This is a genomic window from Exilibacterium tricleocarpae (assembly GCF_007004655.1).
Taxonomy (GTDB): domain Bacteria; phylum Pseudomonadota; class Gammaproteobacteria; order Pseudomonadales; family Cellvibrionaceae; genus Exilibacterium; species Exilibacterium tricleocarpae.
The window spans coordinates 14,193-40,255 of the sequence record NZ_ML660099.1; the positions used below are offsets into that span (position 1 = coordinate 14,193).

A 26,063-nucleotide genomic window follows, 5' to 3' on the forward strand; every position below is an offset into this window, starting at 1 on the left:
GAACCCCGCCGGGCTTGGCGGCAGTTCGAGACTTTCGCCAGAACTTCGCCAGCGGGGATACCGATGTTGCTGACAGCAAGTGCCTTGAGCGGACCCAAAAGGGGTATTGTCAGCGAGTGCCGCTTGATCCGTGCGCCCCGGCGTGCCAGGCACCGACGCCATAGGCGCGGGTGTCCTTACCTTGAGCTCGCTTTAAAAATCCCTGAGGTGACGGGCGGCTTATGCTTCCAGCAATTCGACCAGGGCCTCAATGTCTGCATCCGCCTCGTCTGACTTATCGATAATCTGGCAACCCGCCCAGTGTTGGTCCGGGTCATCCGATTCCCGCACCCACAGGCAGTCCACGCCCAACTGAATCACACGACGACCGTTGATCATCTCCGGCAAATGCAGGTCGAGTTGGTAGAGATGATCCGCCTCCAACCGCACTGTGCCCATCAACATCAAACCGCTGCTGTGAATATTTACCAGGCGTCCCACACAGGACCCGCGCAGCTTGTCGTATACTTCGATCGCCGTCTTGACTTGATGGCGCTTGAGTTTACGCTCGTAGGAACGGGATTCCTCATCACTCATTCAGCGCCTCCCTGCGGCCCCGCTTCTGCCGGCTGCATCGACTCCGCCCGGGCATTGAGGCTGTGGAATATATTCTCCAGCGCCCGCTCAAAGAAGGGTTTGGTGCTACCGGCAATGACTTTCGCCTGTCCGGCCAGCATCTCACGCGCCAATTCCAGGCCGGATTTCATCGCCACTTTTTTGCCCATTTGATCCACCAGCATATAATGGAGCGTTTTGGAGTTGTACCAAGCAACCTTCAGGCGTTTTCCCCCCTGGAACTCGAACCAGGTCCCAAACTCAATCATTTTCAGATTTTCGACCATTTTTTCTTCTTCGGCTGAAGGCCGATCCTCGGCCGGCGCGGTCTGCCCGGCTTTTTCTGCAGCCATGGTTTCCAACTTGTCGCGCATGGGGGCCGGCGCCGGTTGCGCCCGCTTGCTCTGCAACGCCAGCTTCTGCAGCGAGGTGAGTGCCTCCAACAGTTTTTTCCCTTTTGCCTGGTCGTACCCGATCGTCTCGAAGCCGGTCTCGAGAATATCCTGCAACTCCTCCTGCATCGCCTTTTGACGAACCTTGTCGGCATCGCTCTCCTTGGGCTGCAGGCTCCAGAGGATATCGTCCACCGCCTGCAATGCCCGCAACCAACTGTCCGACTGCTCGCCATAGCGCAGTAAAATAAAGGCGAGGTAATCGGACCATGGCTGCAACAGCAACAACAGCACCGCCGAGGGCAACTCGCGCTGATCGGTGCGCGAGCGGACTTCGTCATTGACGCGTATTTTTACTTCCCGCAGTTTTTCCTCGCCCTGCACCTTTTCCATGGCGCGCCGCTCCATCAGTTCCTGGCGACGCGAAATCTTTTTCGTGTAAGAGCTGAACTCCAACAACAACTCGGCAAACAGGCGCACATCATTTTTGAATTCTTCGAGAACCCGCGACACTATTGCCTTGATCTTGGTATAGATATCATATTGGGAGGTGCCGTCGTTACCGACCCACTTGACGCCAGCCTCGGCCAGGTTATTGAGCAACAGCCGGGCCGGGTGTTCGGTCTGCTCGAAAAAGCCGGTGTCGATAAACGCAATTTTCAAAAACGGCGTGTGCAGATAGCTCAACAGGGCTTTGACCGAGTCGGGCAGATTGTCATCCGATAACATGTATTCAAACAACATACCCACCAGATCGATGGTGTGCATATCGCTGCGGTCGACCGCTGCCTCGTCGTCGGACGCCTGTTGCAACTGGGTGCTCAACTGCTGTGACAGTGCCGCCACGTTTTGCGGCTGCAGCGGTTGCAGAGCATCCCCGTCGCCGCGCAAATCCTGGGTGACCGCCAGCGCCTGGGTCTGCAAGTTTTGCAGGGCACCGACCAGTTGACTGTTGGAGTAGACCGCCACCGGCTGACCACCGGTCCCGGCACCCGCCGGCGCGACCACAGGCACTCCCTGAGGCGACCCGCTTACCGGCGCGCCGTATTGGGTGACATGATTTTGCAGTAAGCGGATAGCATCGACTAAATTACCCTGGTACTGTTCGCTCGGCTGATTGGGATCGGGAGCGGGCACCAGGCCGGGCGGCGGCGTCTCAAACTGAAGACTTTGGTCACCGTCCTGCGCTGACCCGGGCCCCACTTGCGTCACCGCCGAAGGCGTTGCAGGCTGGGCGGTGCCGGGGTTGTAACGCAGGTTCGGGAGAATGCCCTCGCTGCTGAGATACATATTGGTGGCGTCGAGCACCTCGCCTATATAGGCGACGAATTCTTTGTCGAACGTTTTGTAGGCGATGATCTTCGCCTTGGTATCGACAGATACCAACAACAGAGCCTTACGCAAGGATTCACAGAACTGTATCGGACCCGCCGGGTTGCCCCGCTCATTCACTTTCTGTCCCATATTGAGCACGGAAAAACGCTGGTTAAGCGCCCACAGCGGCTCGGCGTAATAAGCTTCGGCCCGGTGGGTTATCGAGGAGATGGCGATAGTTTCCTCCAGGTCCTCGTTTTCCACCAATGACAGCATATCGCCTTGAAACTTCTCTTCCCCGGTATGGGTATCGAGTTCCTGACGCTTGAACTTAATAAAACCTTCACCCAGATAGCCGCAAAAGTAGCGCTCGAGTTCATCGGTATGTTGCTGGAATTGCGTGCGGGTGTCGTGAAAGCGCAGGCGCTCCCCGTCGTTTTTGGCCTGCTCGCCAAATTCGCACAAACGCTGGTCCAACTTGCTGAGATACAGCCTAAACAACTCCCGGCCGCGCTCCACCGCAAGTTGTTGGCAGGCCTTCAGGTGTTCAATAACCTTAGGTTCCGACAGGGGTTCTGACAGGCGCTCAGACCCAGTCGGGCGGCCGCTGCCATCGGGTTGTTGAGTACCGAATTCACTCATAGGCATCCGAATCTTGTGGGTTACTTCCGTGGCTCGCCGGACCTGCCCGGCGCGGTGCCAGCAACATAAACGAGGTGACACTACTCAAGTGTAGACAATAAATACCGGGCGCCAAGATAACGGAGTACGCATTACAAGGGACCGCAGGTAACTATTGTCCGCTGCCGTCCACTGCCCTCTACTACCGGTATCCACACCCGTCGACGCCCTCATATCCGGCCAAAACCAGCCAGTCTCTCAGCCTTGATGAGTTGCCGGCAGCCGCACCCGGTTAGTGTTCACTGTGATGTTGTACTTTTTTATCGTTATGCCAAGCCAGTACAGTATTGCCAAGTCTTGTTACCGGGCTGTGTTACAGAACCCGACTGCCGGTAAAAATATCACCTCATTGACAGCTTTCTATAGCAGTCACGTCGAGCCGTGCGACAAACTGATACTAACACTGATACTGTAACCATGACAAAGCTCACCGCGCTATATTCGCGCCGGCGCCGAGCACCGAGCGCAGTTGTGCACCGACGGCAGCGGGCGCATGGTCACTGTACCTGAGTCCCTGCCGGGCAAAGGCTTGCGCCTGATCGCGCTCATCCATGGCTGAGTAAGCACGTGCTAACACGAGGTACAATTCCGCCGAGCGGCGCTCGATACGCAGCCCCCGTTCCGCCGTGGCAATGGCATCGTCCCAACGGCCGGCGCGGTAGTGATCCCAACAACTGTCGATGACGCTGCGCAACGCCGATGATTCAACCGCCGGCGGCGCCTGCCCGGGCAGAATCGGCCGCGATGGCGGCGGTGTTTCAGGCTCGGGAACCGGGGCCTCGGGCACGGGCGACGAAGCCACTGGTACAGTGGTGCAGCCGGGGGCGACCAGCAGGGAAAAAAGGAGAGCAAAGACAACTCGACGGGTTACTACCATAAACGTTTAAACCACCGTAATACCGGGTTTTCAATAAACTGACAGGGCCCGCTGAGCACGGGTTCACTGCCGCGCACAAACGGAATCCACTGCGCCCCGCGGCAATTTTCGCCGCTCAGCAAGCCGCTGTCGATATCGATCCAGTGGTAGTCGACGGCGATGGGTTTCTCAAATACCAGTGAACGCGTGGCCAGGCCCGCGTAAATATCGCCCCATACCCTGGCCGCTCCGGTGGCGCCCGTCAAGGGGGTCTGGCCATTGTCGTCCAATCCCAGCCAGACCACTCCCAGGTGATCGCCACTGAAACCGGCAAACCAACTGTCGCGCTGATTATTGGTGGTGCCGGTCTTGCCCGCCAGCGCCAGGTCCTCGTCGATATGGCGATAGACGCTGCGCCCGGTGCCGGTGCGCATCACTGCCTGCATGGCGTATTGCAACAAGTGAATGGTTTCGGCCGCAAAGCGCTGCTCCACCTGCAGGGGATAGCGACTTAGCGGCTGCCCCTGCGCATCCAGCACTGCGCGCACCGACCGCAGCGGCGTAAACACACCGTCAGCGGCGATAGTGTGGTACATCGCCGCCACCTCCATCGGCGCCAGTTCAGCCGCACCCAGCAATACCGCCGGCACCTGCGGCAACGGGCGCTGGACACCCAGCCCGGACACAGTTTCCAGCACTTTACCCAACCCCAACTGCATGCCCAGTCGCGCCGTAGACTGGTTGTAGGATTGTGACAGAGCCTCGAGCAACGACACCTCGCCGTGATCGCGCTGGGAAAAGTTGCGCGGCTGCCACAACTCGCCGTCGGGTCCGGACACCGTCACCGGAGTATCGCTGAGGCGGGTGGCGAGGGTGTATTGCTGCGACTGGGACAATGCCTGCAGGTAAATCGCCGGTTTTATCAGCGAACCCACCGGCCGTCTGGCATCCAGAGCCCGGTTGAAACCGGCAAAGTGCGGGTGGCGTCCACCGACCACTGCCAGGACTTCACCGCTACCCACCGAGGTCAGCACGGTCGCGCCCTGCAGGGTACCCGCCTCCATGGCGTAATCGCGCTCCAGTTGCTGGATACGGCGCTGCAGCACCCGCGCCACGCGGGACTGAACCGACGGCGCCAGCGTGGTAAACACCTGCAGCCCGGCGGCCTGCAGATCATCAGCGCGATAATCGCGCCGCAATTGACGCTTCACCAGGTCGATAAAGCCCGGGTGATCATGCAACCGGCGCTTGTCGCTGGCAACCACGCCCAGGCTGCTGCCGATAGCGGCCTCTTTCTCCTCGACCGAAATCAACGCCGCCTCCGCCATCAGCGTCAATACCAGATCCCGCCGCTGTTTGGCCCGCTGCGGATAGCTCCAGGGATTGTAAAACGAAGCACCTTTTACCAGGCCCACCAATAGCGCTATCTGCGGCAGCGCCAACTCATCCAGCGGCTTGCCGAAATAGTGCCGCGCCGCCAGCGCAAAACCGTGAATCGCCCGCGGGCCGCTCTGACCCAGGTAGACCTCGTTGATATAAGTTTCGAGAATTTCCGCTTTGCCATAGTGAAACTCCAGCAACAGCGACATGCACGCCTCTAGTATTTTGCGCGACAGATTGCGGTCGTGGCTGAGGTAAAAGTTCTTTACCAACTGCTGGGTCAAGGTGCTGCCGCCCTGGACAATTTTACCGGCGCGCAGATTGACCCAGGCCGCGCGCGCCACCCCTTTGAAGGAAATCCCCCGGTGCTCGAGAAAATCCTGATCCTCCACAGCAATCAGCGCCTCGCCGAGCAACGGGGGAATCTCGCTCAGGCGGATCAACTCGCGATCTTCCATATGGGCGGGGAAAATACCGCCGATAAGCTGCGGATCAAGCCGCGCCAGGGGCACCGCCTGGCCGGCGTCATCCGTGAGCCGGACCAGGCGCGCTCCGGCAAACTCCAGACTCAGCTTGCGCGCCGGCTCCAGCCTGTCCCAGAATTGGAAACTGCGACTGAAAACCTGGTATTGGCCGCCGCGCTTGACCATATCACCGGGGCGTCGCAACTGGTCCGCGGGCCGGTAATCGAGCCCGTTCAGTTCAAATTCGAAGTCCTGCGGTGACAGCGGCAACCCTTCGTAGAGTTCCAGCGGGCGGGCGTAAACGCGGGCCGGCAGGGCCCACTTCTTGCCGTCGAACTTCGACCGCACCACATAGTCCAGATACACTACCGCGACGACCAGCACCAGGCCCAACCCCGACGCCAGACGCCAGTACCAGGCCAGTTGCCAATACCAGGCCAGTGCTCCGCGAACCCGGCCTTTTCCGCGCCGGCGCCGGGTTCTACGGCGTCTCGAATAACGGGCCATAACTAAACATCAATATCCGGTTACAACAACTCAATACAACTGCACCTTGCAATAGCATCACACGATAGCGCCTCAAAACCGCACCTGAGTGCCGTGCTTCGGCACTGTAAAGTGCAGAACACCTGTTTCGAAACTGCTCAGGAGTTCGGCATTGTAGCGGCAAGTGCGCAAAAGCATAGAAAAAATACACCTCATGCTCACCGACCATCGCCGCCATCACGGCAGATGGCGGCAGGCACAGTTACCAATGGCACAGTTGCCTTTCACCACCGGAGTTGCGCATAATGCGCACCCTCAGGGCACCGGTCGCATGGCCAAAACCCGCTATACTCTGAGCAAACCCCTCCCGTTAATCGAATGGAAGAAGAAAGCTGCTATGTCTCAATATCATGTTTATGGCCTCGGCGCCGCCCTGGTTGACACGGAAATAGAGGTCACCGATGCAGACCTCACCGGCCTCGGGGTCGATAAGGGCCTAATGACACTGGTGGACGAGCAGCGGCAGCACGAGATTACCGATTATCTTTCCGGCCACCTGGTCGCCTCCAAACGGGCCAGCGGCGGCTCGGGCGCCAACACCGTTATCGCCTGCAGTTATTTCGGTGCCAATGCGTTTTATTCCTGCAAGGTGGCCAACGATGACAACGGCGAATTTTACCTGAATGACCTGCGCGCCGCCGGCGTCGGCTACCACCACAACGGCAAGCTCGACAGCGGTATCACCGGTAAATGCCTGGTGATGATTACGCCGGATGCAGAGCGTACCATGAATACGTTTCTCGGCATCAGTGAGACGGTATCGGTCAATGAGTTGCACGAAGAGGCCATCAAGGCGTCTCAATACGTCTATATCGAGGGATACCAGGTCACCTCAGACAGCGGCCGCGAAGCCGCCATCAAACTGCGCCGGGTCGCCGAGGACAACGGCGTAAAAACGGCGCTCAGCCTCTCCGATCCGGCCATGGTGGAGTTTTTCCGCGACGGCCTGCAGGCGATGATCGGCGAAGGTGTGGACCTGTTGTTCTGTAACCGCGATGAAGCACTGGGTTACACGCAGACCGACTCCGTCAAGGCCGCGGCGACAGCGCTGCAGCGGGTCGCCAAGACCTTTGCGATAACCCTGGGAGCGGAGGGGGCGGTGATCTACGACGGCGAGCGACTGATCAATATCGAAGCCCATCCGATAAAGGCCGTGGACAGCAACGGCGCTGGCGATATGTTTGCCGGTGCCTTCCTCTACGCCGTTACCCAGGGCTTCGACTTCGAAAAAGCGGGACAACTGGCCAGCTATGCCGCCGCGGTGGTGGTCTCGCAGTTCGGGCCACGGCTGCGCCCACAGCAGCACGAGGAAGTCCTGCGCCATATTCTCGACAAGTAAAATATCCACCTGGCCGCTGGCGCCGGAGGCTGTCGAGCCAGACCACGGTGACACGCGCTTCAGGCACTTGCTTTCGCCTCGAGCGCCTGCAGCGAATACCATCGGCGCCAGGCCAATATTCAAGAGCGTTGCGGCAGCGCACCCACACTGGGCAGCGGTGCCGGCATGGCGATGCCGTAACCCTGCACATAGTCGACGCCGACGGCCCGCAACCATTCCAGCAACACGTCGTTCTCCACATATTCGGCCACGGTTTTGATACCCATGACATGGGCCAGGTGGTTGATGGTGCTGACCATGGCGAAGTTGGTCGAGTCCTCTTCCATACCCTTGACAAAGGTGCCGTCAATTTTCAGGTAATCGATCGGGAAGTCTTTCAGGTAGGCAAATGACGACAAACCGCTGCCGAAATCGTCGAGAAAAAACTTGCACCCGCTTTCACCAAACAACTCCATAAACTCCACCGCCCGCTGCAGGTTGCTGACGGCGACCGTCTCTGTTATCTCAAAATGCAGCAACTTGGGTTTCACCGCACTTTCCGCCAGTTCATTCCAGACAAATTCACAAAAGCTCTCATCGCCGAGGCTGACGCCCGACAGATTGACGGCATAGCTTTCCTCGGGCAGGCCGGCATCGCGCCGCCGGCGCATATACTGCAGCAGGTTGCGCACCACCCAGCGGTCAATCTCATCCATCAGGCCATAGCGCTCGGCGGCGGGAATAAACTCCACCGGCGGAATCAATTCCCCCTCCGGGCTCATCATTCTCACCAGCACTTCATAGTGGGGCAACTCACTCAACAGCGGCGCACTGGCCACTATCGGCTGGCGGTACAGTACCAGCCGATTTTCCGCCAGGGCCTCATTGATTTTCACCACCCAGTGCATTTCGCTGCGCCGCTGCACCAGCGCGTTATCGTTGTGGTAAAAGTGAATGCGATTGCGCCCCGCCTCCTTCGCGGCACAGCAGGCGGCGTTGGCGGCCGACAGCGCCTGGGCCTCGGAATCAATATTCTGGTCGATCATCACCGCGCCGACGCTGATGCCAACCTTATACTGCTGTTCATTCCACAAAAATCGAAATGCCTGCAGTTCGCGCAACAGGGTATCGGCCACCCGCTGGGTACCCGCCAGCGTACAGTTGCGCAACAACACGCCAAACTCGTCGCTGCCGAGCCGGGCCAGCACATCCTGGCTGCGCATGCGCTTGCCAAACAACACCGCCAATTGCCGCAACAGCTCATCTCCCGCCGTGTGGCCGCAAGTGTCATTGATCAATTTAAAATGGTAGAGGTCCACATACAGCAATCCATGGCTGATTTCACCGCTTGCCGCCTCGGTCACCGCGCGCGCCAATTCAGCCTCAAAGTGATGGCGATTGGGCAGTTGCGTCAACACATCATGGTTGACCTGCCAGTTTAAATGGGAGGACGCGCCGGCGGCCTCGTTCACCGACCGCAGGACCATCACACTACCGCTGATATGATTGGCGCTGTTGCGCAGCGGTATCACCTGCGCGGTAACGATCACCGGGCTTGGCTGATCGGCGCTGTAGAGCTGTACCTGACCTTCGACCTGTACCCGCGTCCCGCGCGCGAGGGTCTCCATAACCAGCGACGGCAGAGGGCGCTGGCCTTCGGCATCATACAATGTGAACAACTGATCGACAGGGACGCCCAACCCCTCGTGTGTGGATAGCCCCAGAATCTGGCGGGCCACCGCGTTCAGGGTCTCCACCTCCGTGCGGGCATTGGTGGTTATTACCGCATCGGACACATTGGCCAGTGTTGCCTGCAAGATATCTCGCTGCTGCAACAAATCTTCTTTGAACCAGTCGCCCTCGGAGACCTCCCGCAACAACAACTGACAGTAGTCATCTTCAACCACCCGCGCCGCCAGCAGCGTCAGCCTTACCTCCCGACCGCTGCTGGAGAAGCCGGTCAGATGTGTAGCCACCGGCAAGCGGGCGTTTTTGATCAGAATACTGTCGGCGCCGCGAATCTGCTCGTCGCTCAGGCCGGGAAAAATCTGGCGCAGGGGTTTGGCTTCACTGTTGGCCTCGGCCAGCCCGAACAGGTTTTTGGCGGCCGCATTTAACTGATAAATACGACCCAGGCGGTCAAAAGTAACCACAGCATCACTGATCAGTTGTAGCAAATCGCCAGATTCGGAGGGAGGCGGGGCACCTTTTGGCAACGGACTGTTGCCAAACGCAGTTAGAGGTCGAGACGGTTTAGACGGCACTTCCTTCACAGTGTCAAGCTGATCACCCCGTTATAATTTATACCTGTCATCCCGATCACAGACTCCCCCGCACAAAATGTGACCGAGATCATTGTCAAAGTGTGCCACAGTTAACACACCTATGGTAAACAATTTTTCCCGCCAAACACTTTTTACCTACTGCCAGTAGGTGTAAAAGCCGGCAGCCGGAAATCAATTGTGAAATGACCGGCGTTACAACAGGCGGATTTGGCGGTCGACGATATCCGCAAACGACTCGCCCAGCACCTGCAGAATACTGTCCGCCACCGGGCGCAGCTGGCGATCGATATACTGTTGATAGGCCAGCACAGGGCCGCCCTGGCGGCGTTGCAGTTGCACCGGCGCCGGTCCATTGACGGTGAGGACGTAACTCACCCAGTCGCCGGGCTTGGGCCGCGCACCGGTCGCTGCCCGTAATTGGCGCGCCGCCTGGACATGGGGCGGTACATTTTTTTGATAGTCGTCCAATTTGCGCCGCAGGCGCTTGCGATAGACCAGTTCCTCATCGCGCTGACCGGCCAACACTTCCGCCACAGTGGTGCGGATGTAAGTCGCAAAAGGCTGGTTAAAAAAGATGCGCCGGTAAAGCTCCAACTGAAAGCGCCTGGCCAGCGGCGTCCAGTCGGTGCGGACATTCTCCAGCCCTTTGAAAACGATCTCGTCTTGCCCGGCGCGGCTGACGACGCCTGCATAGCGCTTCTTGCTGCCGATTTCAGCACCGCGCACCGTCGGCATAAAAAATTTCCGGTAGTGGGTTTCGAACTCGATTTCCAGGGTGCTTTCAACCCCAAAGTCCGCCTTCAGACTCGCCTGCCACCAACGGTTCAGACCGCGCTCCAGCTCAGAGCCGATGCGTTGTGCCTCAGTGTCGGTTTGGCAGGCCTCGAGCCAGACGAACAGGGAATCCGTATCGCCATAAATCACCTGGTAATCGCGGGCTTCGATCCATTCGCGGCTGCGCTGAATAATTTCATGACCGCGCAGGGTGATGGAACTGCTGATCCGCGGGTCAAAAAAACGACAGCCGGGCGACCCCAAAACCCCGTAAAAGGAATTCATAATGATCTTGATCGCCTGCGACAGCGGACTGTTGCCATCGGCCTTGGCCTGCTCCCGCGCCCGCCAAAGCTCGCGGATGATTTCCGGCAGCAGAGCGCCCTGTTTGGCGAAGCGGGCACCGTTAAACCCCGGTACACAGTCAGCGTCGGACAACCTATCAATCTCGGCGCGCCAAAAAGCGCAGGGATCGATGCAGAAGCTGCGAATAATGCTCGGGTACAGGCTCTTGAAATCCAGCACCAGCACATGGTCGTAGAGCCCCGGGCGCGACTCCATGACATAGCCGCCCGGACTGACGACATCCGACTGCAACTCGCCCAGATTGGGCGCCACGAACCCCGCCCGGTGCAGGCGCGGCAGATAGGCATACTCGAATGCCGCCACCGAGCCGCCGACACGATCCAGGGCCAGCCCGGTCAACTGGGCTTTGGCCAGGGCAAAGGCCAGCAGATCGGTCTGCTCAAACACATCCCAGACCAATTCACAGTCGCGCAGGTTATAGGCGGCCAGGGAAACTTTGTCACGCTGAAACAGCTCGGTAATATCGCGACCGCGATCTTTGCCGGTCAACAGCTTGCCCTGGCCCAGCACCGCCCGCGCAACGGCCTCCAGAGAAAAGCTTTCAAATGAATAGGTGGCCGCCCGCAGCAGTTCGATACCATCGAGCGCGACCCGACCGGGAATGCTCACATAGCGGCGTTCGCGGGTGCGCTCCTCGCGCCAGTGGCAGGCCTGCCCGCCGCGCCCGAGCGCCAGGGCCATGCCGTAGCGGCGGCATAGTTTTTCCAGCACCCAGAGATCGAACTGAATAAAGTTCCAACCGATCAACAGGTCCGGGTCTCTGGCCGCCAGCCAGGAAAAGAACTGTTGCAGGCAGTCCTGCGCGGAGGCGCACCACTGAATCTGCACCTCTGCACCGTCCGCCGCCGCAGCAGTCCGGTCACCGACCATGAACACGAAACGGTCGCGCCGCCCGAACACGCCGATGGAATAGAGTTCACGCGCATCCATGGACGTTTCGATATCCACCGACACCACTTCCAGCTGCGGTCGATGGGGTTGTGGCCGCAATACCGGGTCGACCAGCGTCGGGCAACCATCGAGCAGTTGCGGCTGCCCCTCGATGGTGACGCCACCGGTGATGAACCTCTCCATCAGATAGCGCTCGGACGGGCGAATGTCCGCCTCCCAGACGGCGATGCCCTGCGCTGCCAGTCGCTCGCGCCATTGCTGCGCGCGCTTGTGACTACGGCTGTATAACGCGAGCACCGGTTCGCCCAGATAATTGCTGAGCGCAACCTCGGCAGTGCGCCAGGCGCCGGTGCCAAGCACCTCGGGCAGTCGAGCGGCCTCGGCACGGCTGACGAAGAATACCGATTCCTGCCGCTCGATCAGCACCCGTAGCGGACCCTGCAGCGAAGCGAACCAGAGTTCGAGCTGAATACCGCGGGCGCTGTCGCGCCAGTGTCGGGTCAGTAAAAAGCCCTGCATAGCGTGACGGGTTTTCACCCCTGCGCCAGCAGCTCCCGCAGATCGATAATGGCGGCGTTGGCGCGGGAGATATAGGAGGCCATCACCAGCGAGTGATTGGCCAGGAAGCCGAAGCCCCCGCCGTTGAGAATCATCGGGCTGAATACGGTTTCCTGCGTCGCCTCAAGTTCGCGAATGATCTGGCGCAGACTGATCAACGCATTTTTCTTCTCCAGCACCTGGCCAAAATCCACCTCTGCCGCTTTGAGGAAATGAATCAGGGCCCAGGCAGTGCCGCGCGCCTCGTAAAACACATCGTCGATCTCCAGCCAGGGTGTCTTCACCATCAATTCGCCAGGGGTGGTGGTGGATTGGCTGGCCCGGTCATCGCCGGCCAGGTCGGTATTCACCCGACGCTGGCCGACACTGGCACTGAGGCGCTGCGACAGGCTGCCGAGGCGGGTTTCCACCGTGCTGAGCCAATAGCGCAGATTGTCCGCGCGGGCAAAAAACTGCGCGTTAAGCTGGTCTTCGTCGGCCAGGCGCTCCTGGTAACCGCGCAAAAAACGTACCCCCTGGCGATACTCGGATTCCGAGGCGGGCACCGCCCAGCTGTCGTGATCAAAATTGAACCGCGATTCGGCCAGCGCCAGATCGGTGTCCTCGGTGGACTGCGACTGGGAGCGGCTAAAGGCCTCACGCATGGCTTTGCTCAAGTCTCGCACCTGGATCAGCACGCCGTATTCCCAGTGCGGCAGATTGTCGAGCCAGGCCCCCGGCGGCAGTATGTCGTTGGACAGAAAGCCGCCCGGTTTCGACAGCAACGTATCGGCGACACGCACCAGCGTCGCGGTCGTCGTCGCCCCGGTCACCAGGCCCTGCTCGCCGCCGGCCAGGCGCAGCGCGGCGGCGTCCCGCACATCGAAGGTATCGGGTTCACTGCTCCAGTACCAACCGACCACCAGCGCCAGTACCAGGTAGAGCATCACCAGGACCAGACCCGCCTTCAACCAGACACTCCCGGACTTGACATCGGCGCGCAATTCCGTGAACCACTCGCCTATACCGCGGGTTATTCTCCCCCAGACATTTCCGCCCTTCTCAAGCGCCATAGTTGCCTTCCACCAATCAATCAGTCAGTTGATATTTACCGTAAGTTAGTGATCACAGACGCTTGATCTCAGCCTCGACCTCGACTTCCCTATCGCCGGCGAACAACAGCGTCATCGGAAACACCCCGCCGGCCTTCAGCTCCCCGCGCAGGCCAAACACCATCAAATGGTGGCCGCCCGGCTTTAGCTCCACCTCACTATAAGCCGGCACCTGCAATTGCGCTACCGGTCGCATGCGCATCATACCGTCGACATGCTCGTGGGTGTGGACTTCCATCTTGCCGGCCAGCTTTGAACGGGCCCCGATAAGCTGGTGCGGCTTAGCGCCGGTATTGCGCAGGTGCAAAAACACAGCCGCCACTGGGCTCCCCGGCGGCGGCAGTCGCAGGTAGGCCTTGGTCACCTGAACATTCTTCACCCCGGTATTTTTCACCCCGGTATTGTCTGTCTCGACGTCGGCCAATACCGGCGCCGCCCACAGGGTCAGGCTGCACAGCAGCAACAGCCCCGACCAGCGTTCATATAACTGTCCCGCTCTCATTAAACCACTCCCCCTCTAGTCACCTGGCGCCCGGGCGCCGTCAATCGATTGTTTTGGTCTGCCCAAATGATATCCCTGCCCGCCGTCCACACCAAGTGCCGACAGCGCCTGCCACTCAGCCGCCGACTCGACCCCTTCGGCGAAAATCCTGACATCGCAACTGTGGGCGATCTGTACCAGCGATTTTACAAAAAACTGATTATCCGCACTCTGCTCTATGGACTGTATGAAACAGCGATCGATCTTCAACATCTTCAGGTGAAGACTCTGCAGGTAGCTGAAATTCGAGCCACCGGCGCCAAAGTGATCGAGCGAAAGGGCTGCGCCGCACTGTTGCAACAGCGCCGATATCTCACGCACCGCCGGCTCGGCCAGAGAGAGGGTTTGTTCGGGCACCTCAAACACAATACGCCCGGCAAACCGGCCGTGGCGCCGCAGGAATTCGCCCAGCCAGCGGCGAAAGCCCTGATCTTGAATGGACCGGGGAGAAAGATTGACACAATAGTCAATCGCCGTGTCCTCATGCGGCTGCGCCAGCAACAGTTCGAGAATCAGCTTGTCGAAGGCAACACTGAGATTAAACCGCTCGGCCATGGGTAAAAACACACCGGCGTTGAGAATCCGGCCATCGTCGCGCAGCCGGCACAGTACCTCGACACAAACCGGGTGCCCGTTGAGATCGACGACCGGCTGGTAGTGTAACAATAACGCCCGCTCCTGCAGGACTTCCTGCAACAACTCCCGCCACTGCCCGGCCGCCCGCGCCCGCAGGTCGCGCTGCCCGGGCGGCGGCGTGAACAGGCGCCAACCCACCGCCCGGTGCTGGGCCTGGCGCAGCGCGGCATCGGCTTCACTCAGCAATTGGTGATCGGGCCCGACCGTGGCGGCAAAAGCCGCCCCCAGGTGCAGTCGCAGCCCGTATTGGCGATCGAACCAGCTCAGGTTGCGCAATGTCGTGTGCAACTGTTCCACACTCTGCTTGACCTCTTCGCGGTGCAGCCCCGGTAAAAACACGCAAAAATCGGCCCCGCCGCGCCGCGATAGGATGGCCTTGCTGTAATCGCCGGTGTACTCGCGCAAAGCCAGCGCCAGCTCGAGCAGGCACTGATCGCCCGTTGCCCGCCCGAACTGATCGTTGAACGCCTGCAGATTGCCAATGTTGATCAGCAACAGCAAACCGCTGCTGCCGCCCGTCTCGGCGTTGATATACGCCTCGAGGCGGGCGTCGAAGTCACGCCGGTTGGACAACTGGGTCACCGGGTCCAGATAGGCTTGCCGGCGCAGGGTCTCACTAAGTTCCACCTGTTCTTGAAACATAGCCTGGGTTTTTTTCACCATCCGATTCATGGCGACAACCATACGACGCAGCTCGCGGGTGCGCGGCAGCTTGTCCTGCACCGGAAACTCGCGCCGGCAAATGGCCTCGGCCTGATTCTCGACCCGGCGCAGCGGGCGCAGCAACAGGCGCAGCCCCAGACCTGCGAGACCGTAACTGAGCACGGCGGTGAAGACAAACAGCCAGAACTGCTCGCGGGATACCCGCCACAGATCGCGATAGGCATAGCCCGGGTGCCCCACCACGATAACCTCGCCCAGCCGGTACCAGCCCGACAGCACCTCGGCGCGCCCGGAGGGCTCCGGCAGTTTAACGAAATCCACAAACCAGCGCGGCACGCCTTCGATATTGATCGGCCGCCCGCGCTCCACCACCGCCTCGCCATCGAGATTGAGATAGACGATGCGGCGGTAGTAGCCGCGGTCGAAAATAACATCGACCATGGAATTGATCTGGGCCAGGTCTTTTTCCTGGGCGGCGTGAGAGATGGTAAACCCGAGTGAGGTGGCGGTGTCCTCAGCGAGCGAGCGCATCTGTTCGTAAAAGTAGGTTCGGGTGTTAAAAACGCTGACCACCAGGTTGCCGGCTAGCAGGCAGGTAATCAAAAAAGTAATGGCAATGATCAACTGCCTGAGTAACGTCACTATCTAAATCCTTCGTCTAACACAATACCCGCACCGATGAGGCGAGGCCCGACCGGCGTTTGCTGTACCGGTCAATCGATCGGCGGCAGCAACAGAATCTTCGGGCGCTTGCCCAGTTTGATGTCGCCGCGCAGGCGGTAGCCCGCCACCGCCTTCTTCATCTGCTGGTAAATCCAGCGTCCCTCGGCATCACTGCGGGCAACGATCAACAGCGAGACGTTCTCCTGGCGGGCCTGGCGGGCAATCGCCTGCAGATACTCGACGGTGTCATTGTTCTGCTGCTCGAGGCCCGCCTCCGTCAGCGGAAACTCATTGTTCGTCCCGATGTACTCCGGTTGCCGGGCCTTCAGCGACGCCACCGCCTGCGCCAACTCCTTGGCCAGAGCTTCGATATCGGCATTGTCGGCCTCCACAAGACGCGCCCGCTCGATCAGGGCCCTGGCCTTTCCATAATGCTGCGCCGCAGCCGCCTCCCGGGCCAACTGCAGGTAGCGCGCAAGTATCATCCGCAAACCGGCCAGCGCCTGCTCGTTGCCCGGCTTCAACATCAGCACTGCCTGAAAGCGGTCAAAGGCATTGTCGTGCAGCGGTGCGGTCAGGCGATCCGCTGCCAGTGCCTGTTCGGCATCGCCTAACAGTTGCCTGACATCGTCATCGACGGTGCGCACCGGGCGCGCCGGCGGCGCGGGCTTGGACTCGGGGGCGGGCGCTGCCTCCGGCAGTGGCACCAACACCGGCACCGTCTCACAGCCGGCCAGCAGCAGAGGTAACACCCATGCGAATTGTCTAATTATCTTCATAAATCTCATTAAACACCGACTTGGCTGCAAATACCGTGAACCGCACCGATAAAGCACCGGGACAAAGCTTCAAAGTGGTTATCAGGTGATCCCGGGCTGGCGCCGCCAAAGCTTACTGCCCTGCGCATAATTAGCCCTGAATTACTGACCTTGGGTCTGTGGTCCTTATTAAGCGGTCCTCTAGGTGATCCTTTTGTGATCCTCTAGGCGACCACCCGGGGCCGGTTCAGCTACAATGGAGCGAACTCTGCCTGAAAGCATAGGTCAAAGCAACGCCCTTCAATCAGACAAAAAGTGGATTTATGCGCCAGACACGCCAACTTCTCCCCAACGCTTTCAGGATGTTTTGTATTTGCCTGCTCGGCGTCGGCCTCGCGGCCCAGGCGCAGTTCGATGCCGTCAGTGGCAGCGCCACAGAAACCGGCGGCTGGGGGGTGCAGGAGTTCCTGCCGGTGGAGGAAGCCTACCAAGTGGAGGTCGACGTTACCGATACCGAGCTGCTCCTGCTCTGGAATATCGCCCCGGGTTACTACCTTTACAAGGAGCGCTTTCAACTGCAAGCCAGCAGCGAGGGACAGCCGCTGGCGCTGGCGCCGGTCTACCGGGAGGGCAAAGTTAAATACGATGACTATTTCGAGAAAGAACTGGAAGTCTTCTACACTAGCACCGATATAACGGCTGCGCTGCCACAGCCTGTACCGGCAACCTTCGAACTTACCGTGACGTCACAGGGTTGTGCCGACGCCGGTCTGTGCTACCCGCCGCAGAAAGCGCATTTTCGTATCGACCTCGCCGACGGCAGCGTCACATCGTTTACGCCGGTGGCGACCCAGGCGGACACCACACCGGGCAGCGCTGGCGGTGCCGGTGCTGCGGCCCCGGCCGGCAGTGACGCCTTCCTGCCTTATATCCTGTTGCTGGCCATCGCCGGCGGCGCCATCCTCAACCTGATGCCCTGTGTGTTCCCGGTATTGTCGATCAAGGCACTGAGCCTGGCATCGGCCGGCGAGTCGCCCCAGCACCTGCGCCTGCACGGCTGGGCCTTTACCGCTGGTGTGGTGATGGCCTTTTTGGCGGTGGCCGCGGCGATGCTGGCAACACGGGCCGGCGGCCAGGCCGTCGGCTGGGGCTTCCAGTTGCAGTCACCACTGTTTATCAGTTTTCTGGTCTATCTGTTCTTTATCATGGGCTTGAGCCTGTCCGGCATGATCAACTTCGGCACCCGACTGATGGGCGTCGGCCAATCACTAACCCAGGGCTCGGGGCTCAGGCCCTCTTTCTTCACCGGTGTGCTGGCCGCGGTGGTGGCAAGCCCCTGCACGGCACCGCTGATGGGCACTGCCATCGGCTTTGCCATGACCCAGACCACCGCCGTGGCGCTCGGTGTCTTTGCCGCGCTCGGCTTTGGCATGGCACTGCCGTTTTTGCTGCTGAGCTATGCGCCGCGCCTGGCAACCTACCTGCCGGCGCCGGGCCCCTGGATGGAGACCATGAAACAGGCGCTTGCCTTCCCGCTCTATCTCACCGCCGTATGGCTGCTCTGGGTACTGGGTCGCCAGGTGGGCAGCGATGCGGTGGCGTTTCTCAGTATCGGTGCCGTCCTGGTGACCTTTGCCTTCTGGCTCGCCAATCAATCGCTCAGCAGCACCATTGGCCGCCTGCTGCGCGGCACCGCGGTCACGGCATCGCTGTTGGGGGCGGCGGCCATTCCCCTGCTGGGACAGTCGGCCGGCGAGGAGGATCACTGGGAGCCCTACACGCCGGAGCGGCTGGCCGAGCTGACAGCCGCCGGCGAACCCGTACTGGTCAACCTGACGGCCGACTGGTGTATCACCTGCCTGGCCAATGAAAAAATCGCCCTCAACACCGAGCGGGTCAACCAGGCGTTGGCCCTCAACGACATCTATACCCTCAAAGGCGACTGGACCAACTACAACTCGGATATCACTGAGTTACTCAACCGCTACGGTCGCAACGGCGTACCGCTGTACCTGTTGTTCCCGGCCCGCAAAGGCGCCGAGGCGGAAATCCTGCCACAACTTCTCACCGAGGCACTGGTGCTGGACGCTATCGAGCGCGCCGCTTTGACACAAACAGCGCAAAATTGAAGCTGTTCGGCGTTTTTCCTGGCCAAAAGCCGGTATATTTCACCAATGTCGGCAATCAGGGGGGTAACCTTGCCCGTTTGGTGCCGAAAACGCTAAAAATGACCACTGAACCACAGTCACAATAAGACAAACTTCGCCAAACTTGCAGGTAAATGCGGCTAATTTCAAAAAAAACAGCCCGAGCGTGGACAGCTAGGTAAATATGCGGCAAACTCCCGCCTGTTAGCGCCCAGGTCGGGGACCGCCCTGCGCATCGCTAATGTCTGGGTTTCCCAATGGCTTGATTAAACGTCGCCTGATTGAGATAGCTGATAAATCGCTGCTAAATAATAGGACCAACAATGTCCACCATATTGGTATTACACGGGCCCAACCTGAATCTGCTCGGTACCCGCGAGCCCGACATCTACGGCGCCGATACCTTGGAAAGTATCAACCAGCGGCTCACTGCGCTCTGTATTGACGCGGGCCACCACCTGCAGGTTTTGCAAAGCAACGCCGAATACGAGCTGATCAATCGCATCCACGATGCGCGCCAGGAAGGGGTCAATTTCATTCTGATCAACCCGGCCGCCTTTACCCACACCAGTGTGGCGCTGCGCGATGCGCTGGCCGCCGTGGCAATACCTTTTATCGAGCTGCACCTGTCCAACGTTCACAGCCGTGAGGCATTTCGCCGGCACTCGTATTTTTCCGATATCGCCGCCGGCGTGATCTGCGGGTTCGGCGCCCTGAGCTATGAATTGGCTTTACAGGCCGCCTTTGCACAGTTGAAAACCTCGGAATAATGCAGCGGCTGTCAATTGTGTAAAGGCGATCCGGTCTACCCGCAGGCATTGTCAAAACCCTAAAACGATTAGAGAGACGTCAATGGATATTCGCAAAATTAAAAAATTGATTGAACTGCTCGAAGAGTCAGACATCGGCGAGTTGGAAATCAAGGAAGGAGAAGAGTCGGTGCGGATCAGCCGCAGCTCCGGCAACCCGCCGGCACAGCCCTTGGCCCCGGCGCCCGTGGTGGCCGCCCCGGCCCCGGCACCGGTCAGTAGCGAGCCCGTGGCCGAGTCCCGCGAGACCGGGCAGATTCCGGCGGGTCACCTCATTAAGTCACCCATGGTGGGTACTTTTTACGCCGCCCCCAGCCCGGGTTCTCCCCCCTTTGTCGAGGTGGGTAAACATGTGAAACCCGGGGATGTCATTTGCATCGTCGAAGCCATGAAAATGATGAACCAAATCGAGGCCGACAAAGCCGGCACAGTGGAAGCTATCCTGGTTGAAGACGGCGAACCGGTGGAATTTGACCAGCCCCTGATAACGATCGTTTAACTGACCTGTTCACGTCTGGGTGACGATTGGGCCGAGGAGCTGCCACCATGTTTAAAAAAGTACTGATCGCCAATCGGGGCGAAATTGCGTTGCGCATACTGCGCGCCTGTAAAGAACTGGACATCGACACGGTTGCGGTACACTCGCAGATCGACCGCGACCTGAAACATGTGCGCCTGGCGGACGAATCCGTCTGCATAGGCCCCAACCGCTCGCCGGAGAGCTACCTCAATATACCGGCCATCATCAGCGCCATGGAGATTACCGACTCTGTCGCGGTGCACCCCGGTTACGGTTTTCTCGCGGAAAATGCCGACTTCGCCGAGCAGGTGCAAAAAAGCGGCTTTGTCTTTATCGGGCCCGACCCCGACGTGATCCGCCTGATGGGCGACAAGGTGTCGGCCATCGCCGCAATGAAAAAAGCCGGGGTACCCACAGTGCCCGGTTCCGACGGCCCGCTGCCCGAGAGCAAAGAACGCTGTGTGGAAATCGGCCGCCAGGTCGGTTATCCGGTCATCATCAAGGCGGCTGCCGGCGGCGGCGGCCGCGGCATGCGGGTGGTGCACACGGAATCGGCGCTGCTGAATTCCATCCACGTCACCAAAGCGGAGGCCAAGGCCGCCTTCGGCGACGATACCGTCTACATGGAAAAGTTCTTACAGAACCCCCGCCATGTGGAAATCCAGGTGCTCTGCGACGGCCAGGGCGGCGCCATTCACCTGCACGACCGCGACTGTTCGCTGCAGCGGCGCCATCAAAAAGTCCTGGAGGAGGCCCCCGCCCCGAACATCCCCCCCGAGGTGCGCCGCGACGTGCAGCAGGCCTGTGTCAACGCCTGCCTTGAGATCGGCTATAAAGGGGCGGGAACCTTCGAGTTTCTCTACGAGGACGGCGGTTTCTACTTCATTGAAATGAACACCCGTATTCAAGTCGAGCACCCAGTTACGGAAATGATCACCGGAATTGATCTCATCCGCGAACAGATACGTGTCTGCAGCGGCGAGCGATTGTCGATCAGGCAGGAAGACGTCAAGGTAAACGGCCATGCCTTTGAGTGCCGTATCAATGCCGAAGACCCGAAGACGTTTATGCCCAGCCCCGGGCGGGTAAACAACTTCCACGCCCCGGGCGGCCTCGGTGTCAGGGTGGATTCACACCTTTACAGCGGCTATAGGGTACCCCCCGACTACGACTCTATGATCGCCAAGATCATCACCCACGGGGACACCCGCGAGGTAGCGCTGAGACGTATGCGAAATGCACTCGACGAACTGGTGGTGGACGGCATTCGCACCAACACGGCACTGCAACAGGAGTTGGTACGGGATTCCGATTTTGCCAAGGGCGGCGTCAATATCCACTACCTCGAGAAAAAGCTGGGCATGTAACTGCGCACGCCTGCACAGGAATCGCCATGGCCTGGCTGCAATTGCGAATACACACCTCCCGCGCGCAATCCGGCACTGTCGAGGCAGCCCTGCTGGCGGCGGGCGCCGCCTCGGTAACCTTCGAGGACGCTGCCGATCAGCCCATTCTGGAACCGGCACTGGGCGAGACGCCGCTGTGGGAGGCGGTACGCATCACCGGCCTGTTCGATGCTGCCGTCGATACCCGCGGCGCCATCGATACCGCCGCCGCCCACTGCGGCGGTAAACTGCCCCGCCATACCTGGGAGTTGCTGGAAGACAAGGACTGGGAGCGGGAGTGGATGCAGCACTACCACCCGATCCGCTGCGCCGGGAACCTCTGGATTTGCCCCAGTTGGACTGCGCCGCCGGACCCGGGTGCGGTCAACCTGTTGCTGGACCCGGGCCTGGCGTTCGGCACCGGCACCCACCCGACCACCTTTTTATGCCTGCAGTGGCTGGCCGCACAGACACTCAGCGGTACCACCGCAGTGGACTATGGCTGCGGCTCGGGCATTCTCGGTATCGCCGCCCTGCTGCTCGGTGCCGAGCGGGTGGTGGGCACCGATATCGATCCCCAGGCGCTGGCGGCCACACACCGGAATGTGGCGCGCAACGGCCTGGCTGTGGATCGCTTTCCCGTCTACACACCCGCTGCCTGCCCCGGCCTGGAGGCCGATCTGGTAATGGCCAATATTCTCGCCGGTCCGCTGATGGAGCTGGCCCCGACCCTGACGGCATTGACCAGACCCGGCGGCCGGCTGTGCCTGTCGGGCATTCTGGCGACTCAGGCAGAAACCGTGATGGCCGCCTATACTCGGGACTTTGACTTTGCGCCCGTACAACAGCGACAGGAGTGGGTTTGCCTGAGCGCGGTGAAAGCCGCCCGCTGAGGGCCGATATCAACAGCGATAATAACACCGGCTGCAGTGTTGCCGGCCGCCGGCTGGCGCGAAATTGAGAAACGGTGCAAAAAACGACCATCGATCGGCCCCAAAGTTAGAATACACTTGCGCTATAGCCTATAAACCATTGCTATAAGTAAAAAAAAGCGCTTGAATAGGAGGCTGTCCCTAGCCTGGATATGGCCGATGTGTCGGACCAGCCAGTGGGACACGCGCCAGTGGGACACGCTGAAGTTGGCGTTTGGCGCAGAGCATGTGGATCGAGCGGCATTTCAGGCTCGACTATCGTTGGTAACTGTACCGTATGGCACGGTTGTAGGTGTGCCGCATGGCACGACAGCAATATCCGGGCTAACGGCACTCAAACTGAGATTACCCCGGCCAAAGGCATAGGAACCCAGCCAGATTATGACGGACACGGTTACGCGCTGCCCGGCGTGTAGTACTTCATTTCGCATCACCGAAGCCCAGCTCCAGACAGCCAAGGGGGCAGTGAGGTGCGGTTCGTGTCTGCAAATCTTCAAAGCTCTCGACCACCTGATCGAATCCGCCCCGGCGACTGCCGCCAAGGCGACCCAAAAAACGACCGGCAAAAAGCCGGCGGCCAAACCCACCGCCAGTCGCAAAGCCAAGACCGCAACCACCAAGCCCAAACCGAGCAAACCGGCGGCGGCCAAACAAACCGGTCTGAAGTTTGATCAGGCGGCGATCGATACGGAGTCCGAGGGCGGCAAATCCCTTTTCGACGATATCGACGACGACACGCTGATCAGCGACGATATGGACCTGGGCGAAGAAAAGAAAGCCGCCGATCCCGAAAACAACCTGGGTACATTGAGCGACAGTTTTCTCGAGCTCGAACGCTGGCAACCGGACAAAAAATCCTTATTCGACCGCGAAATCAACGACACAGAGGCACAGGAATCAGACACCGCTGACGAGTCCTGGGCCATCGACCTGCTGGAAGAACTCGAGGACGAAGAACCCGAAAGCGCTGCGCCGGCAGAGACCGACCGCTTTACCGACGAGTTCAACTACGACAACGGCAACACCTTCGCCGCCCTGGAGGAAGAAGAGGAGCCGGTCTTTGAGGCGCCCGAGGAACAGGGCTGGAAAAAGAAGGAGCGGGAGCGCAAAAAGAAGGACCGGGAGCAACAGCAAGATCCGATCACCGCGGACGATCACGACGAATTCGAGTTGGCCCTTGAGGAGGTGGAGGAACTGGATGACAGCAGCTACCAGCAGCCTGCCATCAGCCTGCGCGCGCACCAGAGTGATCGCGCGGCATTACTCAGCGGTATCGAACCGGCCCCCGTTGAAATGGCCTGGGACAGCGGCGGCCGTTTCTTCGGCGCAAAACTGCGTTGGGGGATGCTGGCGACGGTGGCGGGGCTGATCTTCATTATCCAACTGGGCTGGTCCCAGTTCGACCGCCTGAGCCGCGTGGAGCCCTACCGCGCCTGGTACAGCGTGGCCTGCAGTGTGTTCGGTTGCAGGCTGCCGAACCTGGTGGCCCAGGAGAAAATTCGCGCCTACAACCTGGTAGTGCGCAGCCATCCCAAAGCCGAAGAGGCGCTGGTGGTCGATACGATTTTGCTCAACACCGCCACTTTCGAGCAGCCGTTTCCGAATCTCGTGTTGCGTTTCAGCAAGCTCGATGGCAGCCCGGTGGCGGCGCGCATGTTTACCCCGCGCGAGTACCTGGGCGGCGAACTGGCGGGCAGGACACAGATGCCCAGCGGACAACCGGTTCACCTGTCGCTGGAAATCGTCGATCCGGGTCGCGCCGCGGTCAACTACAGTATTGCCATAGCCCCTTGAGAAAGCCCCTTGAGACATAAGCCCCTGGGACCTCGTCACAGCTCCCCGGTGCGCCCCTTAACCACCTGATGGATAAGGGCCTGCAGGCCGGCACATGAATAATGTCGCAGCGTGTAACTTTTCTATTCGATTTGTCATATTACGCCTAAAAAAGAGCCAATTTGTGCAAATTCTGCTTTGCTCGCTGGCGCTGTAGCGGGTATCATACCCCACCTTTTTTGGGCTTGGCAGGCGGGAGAAAAGGCAATTGTTTCATATCGGCCCCTATCGGATTGATAGCCGTGCAGTACTTGCACCTATGGCCGGCATCACGGACAGCCCCTTCCGCCAACTCTGCCGGCGTCTCGGCGCCGGACTGGTGGTATCGGAAATGCTCACGGCGGATACCGGACTCTGGCACAGTCGCAAATCCAACTGGCGGCTGCGCAGTGACGGTGAAATGCAACCCCGCTCGATACAGATAGCCGGCGCAACACCGCAGATGCTGGCGCAGGCGGCGCAGGCTGTTTTGCAACACGGCGCCCAGATCATCGATATCAATATGGGATGCCCGGCCAAGAAAGTCTGCAACAAGGCGGCGGGATCAGCGCTTTTGCGCGACGAGCAGCTCGTCGCGCAAATCCTTAATGCGGTAGTGGGCGCCGTGGATGTACCTGTTACGCTGAAAATACGCACCGGCTGGAGCCCCGAAGTACGCAATGCCACACGGATTGCACGAATTGCCGAGGATGCCGGGATTGCGGCACTGGCCGTGCACGGTCGAACCCGGGCCTGCCGGTTTCAGGGCCGGGCCGAGTACGACACCATCGCGGCGGTGGTCGATGCGGTATCCATACCCGTGTTTGCCAACGGCGATATCGCCACCCCGGTCGACGCCCGGCGGGTGCTCGACTACACCGGCGCGGCAGCCGTGATGATTGGCCGCGCGGCTCAGGGACGACCGTGGATTTTTAGGGAGATTGACACCTACCTGCGCACCGGCAGCCTGCCATCGCCGCCGCCGCTCGGGGAAGTCAGGGATGTTTTGCTGGACCATTTGCACCAACTCCATCGCTTTTACGGCGACTATATGGGGGTTCGTATCGCCCGCAAGCACCTGGGCTGGTACCTGAAGACGCTCGCCAGCGGCGGGCAGTTTACCAATAACTTTAAAAAAACTTTCAATCAGCTTGAAACTGCAGAAGAACAACATGCCAGCGTTCAATTGCTGTTTGAACGACTGAATACTGAAGAGGACAAAGCGGCATGAATACAGCGGACACGCTAATTGCGGATGCACCCAACGACAGTTCCAACTCGCCCGCCAGTGCCTTTGCGGGCATCAATCACAACCAGTCCCTGCGCGATTGCGTGGACCAGGCCATGGATAACTATTTCAAGCACCTCGACGGCCAGGGCGTTACCGATGTCTACGACATGGTGATGGCGGAAGTCGAGGCACCGATGCTGGAGGTGGTGATGAAATATACCCGCCACAATCAAACCAAAGCCGCCCAGGTACTCGGACTCAACCGCGGAACCCTGCGCAAAAAACTCAAGCAGTACGGTCTGCTGTAGCGACCGTTCGGCGACGCGTCACAGGCCGCTCTAGCGGCCACCAGCGCCATCCCTAATGCCCGGTACATCCGCCTCTACCCGGCAACTAGGGCCGAGTCTCTGAATCTCAAGCCGGGGGGTGAGTCCGCCTCACCTCGTTGGTATTTTT

General features: G+C 59.7%; 19 protein-coding genes. 9 read left to right on the plus strand and 10 right to left on the minus strand.

All coding sequences use genetic code 11. The features are described 5' to 3' along the window. Nucleotides 1–219 precede the first annotated feature (219 nt). The 4 genes from FKG94_RS18860 to mrcB all read right to left on the minus strand — a co-directional run bounded on the left by FKG94_RS18860 (nt 220) and on the right by mrcB (nt 6,188). On the minus strand, nt 220–576 hold the full coding sequence (locus FKG94_RS18860) for a PilZ domain-containing protein (RefSeq protein WP_142928490.1): 357 nt from the start codon (nt 574–576) through the stop codon (nt 220–222). Then, nucleotides 573–2,942 carry a DUF1631 domain-containing protein gene (locus tag FKG94_RS18865; RefSeq protein WP_142928491.1) on the minus strand — a complete coding sequence of 790 codons (2,370 nt, stop codon included), beginning with the start codon at nt 2,940–2,942 and terminating at the stop codon, nt 573–575. Before FKG94_RS18865 ends, FKG94_RS18860 begins: the two co-directional genes overlap by 4 nt. A gap of 466 nt (nt 2,943–3,408) precedes the next feature. Next, a complete protein-coding gene (locus FKG94_RS18870) occupies nt 3,409–3,768 on the minus strand; it encodes a tetratricopeptide repeat protein (protein WP_142928492.1) in 360 nt (119 codons plus the stop codon). 83 nt (nt 3,769–3,851) lie between these two features. Next, entirely contained in the window at nt 3,852–6,188 is a 2,337-nt protein-coding gene (gene mrcB / locus FKG94_RS18875) for a penicillin-binding protein 1B (RefSeq protein ID WP_142928493.1), read from the minus strand. 376 nt (nt 6,189–6,564) lie between these two features. Between mrcB and FKG94_RS18880 the strand changes: the two genes are divergently transcribed. Next, complete coding sequence (locus FKG94_RS18880) at nt 6,565–7,566, plus strand: adenosine kinase (RefSeq protein ID WP_142928494.1); 1,002 nt, start codon at nt 6,565–6,567, stop codon at nt 7,564–7,566. A 119-nt stretch (nt 7,567–7,685) separates the two neighbouring features. Here FKG94_RS18880 and FKG94_RS18890 read toward each other — a convergent pair whose 3' ends face one another. The 6 genes from FKG94_RS18890 to FKG94_RS18915 all read right to left on the minus strand — a co-directional run bounded on the left by FKG94_RS18890 (nt 7,686) and on the right by FKG94_RS18915 (nt 16,792). Next, nucleotides 7,686–9,698, minus strand: a complete 2,013-nt coding sequence (locus tag FKG94_RS18890; RefSeq protein ID WP_179957715.1) for an EAL domain-containing protein — start codon at nt 9,696–9,698, stop codon at nt 7,686–7,688. Between the two features lie 324 nt (nt 9,699–10,022). After that, the gene (locus tag FKG94_RS18895) at nt 10,023–12,398 is read right to left on the minus strand and encodes a DNA polymerase II (RefSeq protein ID WP_342779101.1); all 2,376 of its coding nucleotides are present in this window, start codon (nt 12,396–12,398) and stop codon (nt 10,023–10,025) included. Next, nucleotides 12,395–13,471: a DUF2333 family protein gene (locus FKG94_RS18900; protein WP_142928497.1), complete on the minus strand. Its 1,077-nt coding sequence runs from the start codon at nt 13,469–13,471 to the stop codon at nt 12,395–12,397. Before FKG94_RS18900 ends, FKG94_RS18895 begins: the two co-directional genes overlap by 4 nt. A 52-nt stretch (nt 13,472–13,523) precedes the next feature. Continuing rightward, nucleotides 13,524–14,012: a copper chaperone PCu(A)C gene (locus FKG94_RS18905; protein WP_142928498.1), complete on the minus strand. Its 489-nt coding sequence runs from the start codon at nt 14,010–14,012 to the stop codon at nt 13,524–13,526. Between the two features lie 15 nt (nt 14,013–14,027). Then, complete coding sequence (locus FKG94_RS18910) at nt 14,028–15,992, minus strand: bifunctional diguanylate cyclase/phosphodiesterase (RefSeq protein ID WP_142928499.1); 1,965 nt, start codon at nt 15,990–15,992, stop codon at nt 14,028–14,030. A 71-nt stretch (nt 15,993–16,063) separates the two neighbouring features. Further along, nucleotides 16,064–16,792: a hypothetical protein gene (locus tag FKG94_RS18915; protein WP_142928500.1), complete on the minus strand. Its 729-nt coding sequence runs from the start codon at nt 16,790–16,792 to the stop codon at nt 16,064–16,066. A gap of 302 nt (nt 16,793–17,094) precedes the next feature. Here FKG94_RS18915 and FKG94_RS18920 point away from each other — a divergent pair, with 302 nt between their 5' ends. From FKG94_RS18920 to fis, 8 genes are all read left to right on the plus strand, one after another. Next, a complete protein-coding gene (locus FKG94_RS18920; RefSeq protein ID WP_142928501.1) occupies nt 17,095–18,900 on the plus strand; it encodes a protein-disulfide reductase DsbD family protein in 1,806 nt (601 codons plus the stop codon). A gap of 341 nt (nt 18,901–19,241) precedes the next feature. Further along, nucleotides 19,242–19,688 (plus strand): type II 3-dehydroquinate dehydratase, encoded by a 447-nt coding sequence (gene aroQ, locus FKG94_RS18925; protein ID WP_142928502.1) that lies wholly within the window; start codon nt 19,242–19,244, stop codon nt 19,686–19,688. Nucleotides 19,689–19,770: 82 nt separating this feature from the next. Next, entirely contained in the window at nt 19,771–20,226 is a 456-nt protein-coding gene (gene accB / locus FKG94_RS18930) for an acetyl-CoA carboxylase biotin carboxyl carrier protein (protein WP_142928503.1), read from the plus strand. Between the two features lie 47 nt (nt 20,227–20,273). Further along, complete coding sequence (gene accC, locus FKG94_RS18935) at nt 20,274–21,614, plus strand: acetyl-CoA carboxylase biotin carboxylase subunit (RefSeq protein ID WP_142928504.1); 1,341 nt, start codon at nt 20,274–20,276, stop codon at nt 21,612–21,614. Nucleotides 21,615–21,640: 26 nt separating this feature from the next. Beyond that, nucleotides 21,641–22,525 carry a 50S ribosomal protein L11 methyltransferase gene (gene prmA / locus FKG94_RS18940; RefSeq protein ID WP_142928505.1) on the plus strand — a complete coding sequence of 295 codons (885 nt, stop codon included), beginning with the start codon at nt 21,641–21,643 and terminating at the stop codon, nt 22,523–22,525. A 420-nt stretch (nt 22,526–22,945) separates the two neighbouring features. Next, nucleotides 22,946–24,358, plus strand: coding sequence for a DUF3426 domain-containing protein (locus tag FKG94_RS18945; RefSeq protein ID WP_142928630.1), 1,413 nt, complete (start codon nt 22,946–22,948; stop codon nt 24,356–24,358). Nucleotides 24,359–24,605: 247 nt separating this feature from the next. Continuing rightward, the gene (gene dusB, locus FKG94_RS18950) at nt 24,606–25,607 is read left to right on the plus strand and encodes a tRNA dihydrouridine synthase DusB (RefSeq protein WP_142928506.1); all 1,002 of its coding nucleotides are present in this window, start codon (nt 24,606–24,608) and stop codon (nt 25,605–25,607) included. Then, nucleotides 25,604–25,915, plus strand: a complete 312-nt coding sequence (gene fis / locus FKG94_RS18955) for a DNA-binding transcriptional regulator Fis (protein ID WP_142928507.1) — start codon at nt 25,604–25,606, stop codon at nt 25,913–25,915. Before dusB ends, fis begins: the two co-directional genes overlap by 4 nt. Nucleotides 25,916–26,063: the final 148 nt, after the last annotated feature.

Coding starts and splice junctions, on each gene's coding strand:
- FKG94_RS18860 (WP_142928490.1), bottom strand. CDS start 576: ATGAGTGATGAGGAATCCCGTTCCTACGAGCGTAAACTCAAGCGCCAT.
- FKG94_RS18865 (WP_142928491.1), bottom strand. CDS start 2,942: ATGAGTGAATTCGGTACTCAACAACCCGATGGCAGCGGCCGCCCGACT.
- mrcB (WP_142928493.1), bottom strand. CDS start 6,188: ATGGCCCGTTATTCGAGACGCCGTAGAACCCGGCGCCGGCGCGGAAAA.
- FKG94_RS18880 (WP_142928494.1), top strand. CDS start 6,565: ATGTCTCAATATCATGTTTATGGCCTCGGCGCCGCCCTGGTTGACACG.
- FKG94_RS18900 (WP_142928497.1), bottom strand. CDS start 13,471: ATGGCGCTTGAGAAGGGCGGAAATGTCTGGGGGAGAATAACCCGCGGT.
- FKG94_RS18905 (WP_142928498.1), bottom strand. CDS start 14,012: ATGAGAGCGGGACAGTTATATGAACGCTGGTCGGGGCTGTTGCTGCTG.
- FKG94_RS18915 (WP_142928500.1), bottom strand. CDS start 16,792: ATGAAGATAATTAGACAATTCGCATGGGTGTTACCTCTGCTGCTGGCC.
- FKG94_RS18920 (WP_142928501.1), top strand. CDS start 17,095: ATGCGCCAGACACGCCAACTTCTCCCCAACGCTTTCAGGATGTTTTGT.
- aroQ (WP_142928502.1), top strand. CDS start 19,242: ATGTCCACCATATTGGTATTACACGGGCCCAACCTGAATCTGCTCGGT.
- accB (WP_142928503.1), top strand. CDS start 19,771: ATGGATATTCGCAAAATTAAAAAATTGATTGAACTGCTCGAAGAGTCA.
- accC (WP_142928504.1), top strand. CDS start 20,274: ATGTTTAAAAAAGTACTGATCGCCAATCGGGGCGAAATTGCGTTGCGC.
- prmA (WP_142928505.1), top strand. CDS start 21,641: ATGGCCTGGCTGCAATTGCGAATACACACCTCCCGCGCGCAATCCGGC.
- FKG94_RS18945 (WP_142928630.1), top strand. CDS start 22,946: ATGACGGACACGGTTACGCGCTGCCCGGCGTGTAGTACTTCATTTCGC.
- fis (WP_142928507.1), top strand. CDS start 25,604: ATGAATACAGCGGACACGCTAATTGCGGATGCACCCAACGACAGTTCC.